Consider the following 4022-nt stretch of genomic DNA (forward strand, 5'->3'; position numbering starts at 1 on the left):
ACTAGCATGGCGCCATTCACCAGCACTGAAATGCGATCGGCGAAGGAAAACACCAGATCCATGTCGTGCTCGATCAGCAGCACGGTAACATCGCGCGGCAGGCTTGCCACCGCAGCAAGGATATCATGCCGCTCGCTTTCCGGTACGCCGGCGGCGGGCTCGTCGAGCAGCAGCACGCGTGGCTTGGCGGCGATGGCCACCGCGATCTCCAGCAGGCGCTGCTTGCCATAAGGCAGCGTGACAGTGCGCTCGTTCATCACATCGAGCAAATGAAAGCGCGCGAGATTCTCGGCGATCTCGTCATTGACGTCGCGGCGCGAGCCCATCAGGCGCCACCAGTCGCCGCCATGGCCGAGGCGCTCGGAGACGGCGAGACCGACGGTTTCGCGCGGCGTGAGATCGGGATAGAGCTGGTTGATCTGGAACGTGCGCGACAACCCGCGCAGCACGCGCTTGTGGACGGGCAGATCGGTGATGTCGGTGCCTTGAAGGATGATGCGGCCAGAATTCGGCTTCAGCACACCGGTGAGCAGATTGATCACCGTGGTTTTGCCGGCGCCGTTCGGTCCTATCAGCGCGTGCCGCGCGCCGGCCGCGACCTTCAGGGAGAGATCGCGGGTGACGCGGAGGCCGCCGAACGACTTTTCGAGACTGACGGTTTCCAGCGCGATGGTCATGCGCCACTCCGCGAGAACTTAGCTACGATCAGGCGCGGCACGAACATCACCCAGCGATGCAGGCGCTCGCGGCCGATCAGCACGATGACGACCAGCACGGCGCCGATCCAGAACTGCCAGTATTGCGGCGTGATGGTGGAGAACAGCTCCTGCAACAGCTTGAAGATCACGGCGCCGATCAGGCCGCCGTAGAGATAGCCGGTGCCGCCGATGATCACGACCAGCATCAGGTCGGCCGACCGCTCGAAGGCGAAGCCGTCGAGGGAAGCCAGTGCGGTGGTCTGCGTCGACAGCGCACCGGCCACGCCGGCATAGAAGGCGGCGAGCGTATAGATGGCGATCAGGCGGCGATTGACGGGGATGCCGATGGCGGAGGCGCGCAGCGGATTGTTGCGGATCGCCCGCACCGAGAGGCCGAAGGGCGAGTTCACGATACGCCGCGCCAGCAGGAACAGGATGAACAGCACGATCAGGCAATAGATGAAGCCGACCTTGCCAAAGATGTCGAAGGAGAACAGGCCGAGGATCGGCTGCATCTCGATGCCCTGCAGGCCATCGGAGCCGCCGGTGAGGCCGGAGAACTTGTTGGCGAGTTCGCGCAGCAAGAGCGCGATGCCAAGCGTCACCATCAACCGCGTCAGATCGGAGCCGCGCATCACCAGGAAGCTGGTAACGAAACCGAGCAGCATCGCGGCAAGGCCGGCAACAATGAGCGCCAGCACGGGCTCCTTGACGATGCCATGCAGCGCGAGCAGGCCGGCGCAGTAGCCGCCGAAGCCGAAAAAGGCGGCATGGCCGAGCGAGACGATGCCGGCATAGCCAAGGATGAGATCGAGCGAGAGCGCGAACAGCGCCAGCCAGGCAATCTCGGTGAGGATGAGATAGCGGTTCGGGAACAGCAGGATGCAGCCGGCGGCGATGAGCCAGAAGGCGACTTCCGGCCAGCGCCAGCGCGCGCTTTCCATCGCCACTGTGGCGACTTCGGGATGGGTGGTGGAATCGGCCTTCATGCCCTCACCTCGCCGCCGTGCGGCCGAACAGACCGTTGGGACGCCAGAGCAGGATCACGATCATCAGCGTGTAGATGACGAAGGCGCCGAGCGTCGGCACGTAATATTTGCCGGCGACATCGCCGATGCCGAGCAGCAGCGACGCGAAGAACGGCCCGGTGATGCTGGATGAGCCGCCGACGGTGACCACGATCAGGAAGTAGATCATGAACTTCAGCGGGAAATGCGGATCGAGGCCGAGAATCTCGGCGCCGAGCGCGCCGCCCATGCCGGCAAGACCGCAGCCGAAGGCAAAGGTGAAGGCGAAGACCTGGGGCACATTGATGCCGAGGCCGGAAGCGGCGCGCGGATCGTCCACCGCGGCGCGCAGGCGGCTGCCAAAGCGCGTCTTCGACAGGATCAACTGCAGCGCGATGGTGAGCAGGCCGCAGATCACGACGATCATCAGGCGATAGCGACCGACATGCAGGCCGAACAGATCGACCTGCCCCTGCAGATAGGACGGCAGATTGATGAACATCTGCGACGAACCCATCACGTAGTCGACACCGGTCACCGCCATGAAGACGAGGCCGATGGAGAACAGCACCTGATCGAGATGGCTGCGATTATAGAGATGGCGATAGAGCGTGCGTTCAAGCACCGCGCCGATCAGCGCGCTGGCGACGAAGGCCATCGGGAGTGCTGCGAAGAACGGCCAGCCGATGCGATTGACGAGAATGGCGCAGACATAGCCGCCGGCCATGGCGAAGGCGCCATGGGCGAGATTGACGAAATTCATCAGGCCCAGCGTCACCGCCAGCCCGCATGCGAGCACGAACAGCAACATGCCGTAGGCGACGCCGTCGAACAGGATGGTGAGGAGGGTCATGGGACGATGCAAACTTTCTTTCTTGTCCCTCCCCCAAGCACAGCGAAGCTGTGCGCAGTGGGGAGGGTGGCCGGCCCTCTTGGGCCGGTCGGGTGGGGTGCCTCCGCAAAGTCGGAGCCCGCGGAGGCACCCCACCCGGCCTCCGCTTCGCTCGGCCACCCTCCCCACTGCGCGTGGCAACGCCACGCTTGAGGGAGGGAGACCATTGGCCTCAGCGCGTCAGCACAAGACTTACTTCTTCGTCTTGCCCGGATCCTTCACGGCCTCGAAGGTCGCGAATTCCACATTGTACAGTTCGCCATCCACCTTTTTCACTTCGCGGATATAGATGTTCTGCACGATGTCGCGGGTGTCGGGATCGATGGAGATCGGGCCGCGCGGGCTTTCCCACTTCATGCCCTTCATGGCCGCGATCAGCGAGTCGCCATCGGCCTTGCCGCCGGTCTTCTTAAGAGCCTCGTAGATGAGATGGATGCCATCCCAGCCACCGACGGCCATGAAGCCCGGACGGGTGTTGTACGCCTTCTTGTAATCGGCCACGAAAGCCTTGTTCATCGCCGAAGGATGCGCAGCCGAATAGAGATGCGCGGTGACGGCGCCAATCGCCGCATCGCCCATGCCGTTGAGCAGATCGTCATCCATGACGTCGCCCGGTCCGATCACCTTGATGCCGGACTTGTCGAGACCGCGCTCGGCATACTGCTTCATGAAATTGCCGCCCTGCCCGGCCGGCACGAACACGAACACCGCATCGGGCTTCGAATCCTTCATGCGCTGCAAGAACGGCGCGAAATCGGGATTGGCGAGCGGGACCTTCACTTCCTCGACGATGGTGCCGCCGCCCGCAGTGAAGTGCTCCTTGAACGCGGCGAGCGCGTCATTGCCCGGCGCGTAGTCGGAGGTGAGCGTCGCCACCTTCTTGATATTGTTCTTCGCCGCCCAATCACCGATGATGGTGGAGGACTGAGCAAGGGTGAACGAGGTGCGCGCGATATAGGGCGAGCGCTCGGTGATGATCGAGGTGCCGGCGGCCATCACGATCAGCGGCACCTTGGCCTGGGTTGCCAGCGGCGCAGCGGCGAGCGCGGCGGGGGTCACGCCGAAACCGGCGATGATGTTGACCTTCTCGTTGACGATCAATTCCTGCGCCAGGCGCTTGGTATTGTCCGGCAGCGCCGCGTCATCCTTGAGAATGACCTCGACCTTCTTGCCGGCGACGGTGTCACCGTTCTTCTGCTGGTAGAGCTTGATGGCATTGTTGATCTGCTGGCCAGTGGAAGCCTGGCCGCCGGTCATCGGCACGATCAGGCCGATCTTCACGGTTTCCTGCGCCTGCGCGACCGCGCCCAGCGCGAACACGCCGGCGGCGGCCACGGTGGCGGAAATGAACGTCCTCAGCATCGTATCCTCCTCTGTGCGTGATGTCGGCTCTTGCAGGCCGGAAGATCGTTGTCCCCATACGCG

4 protein-coding genes are annotated in these 4022 nt (G+C 63.6%); all 4 read right to left on the minus strand.

Annotation, left to right across the window (positions count from 1 at the left end; translation table 11 throughout):
* A partial coding sequence (locus tag ACIQ17_RS31735; protein ID WP_398473500.1) for an ABC transporter ATP-binding protein occupies positions 1–677 on the minus strand: 677 nt, incomplete at its 3' end.
* Positions 674–1687, minus strand: a complete 1014-nt coding sequence (locus tag ACIQ17_RS31740; protein WP_398473502.1) for a branched-chain amino acid ABC transporter permease — start codon at positions 1685–1687, stop codon at positions 674–676. The genes ACIQ17_RS31735 and ACIQ17_RS31740, both read right to left, overlap by 4 nt.
* 4 nt (positions 1688–1691) lie before the next feature.
* Complete coding sequence (locus ACIQ17_RS31745) at positions 1692–2558, minus strand: branched-chain amino acid ABC transporter permease (RefSeq protein ID WP_398473504.1); 867 nt, start codon at positions 2556–2558, stop codon at positions 1692–1694.
* 231 nt (positions 2559–2789) lie between these two features.
* Positions 2790–3959: an ABC transporter substrate-binding protein gene (locus tag ACIQ17_RS31750; protein WP_398473505.1), complete on the minus strand. Its 1170-nt coding sequence runs from the start codon at positions 3957–3959 to the stop codon at positions 2790–2792.
* Positions 3960–4022: the final 63 nt, after the last annotated feature.

This window comes from Tardiphaga sp. (assembly GCF_044340795.1).
Lineage (GTDB): Bacteria > Pseudomonadota > Alphaproteobacteria > Rhizobiales > Xanthobacteraceae > Tardiphaga.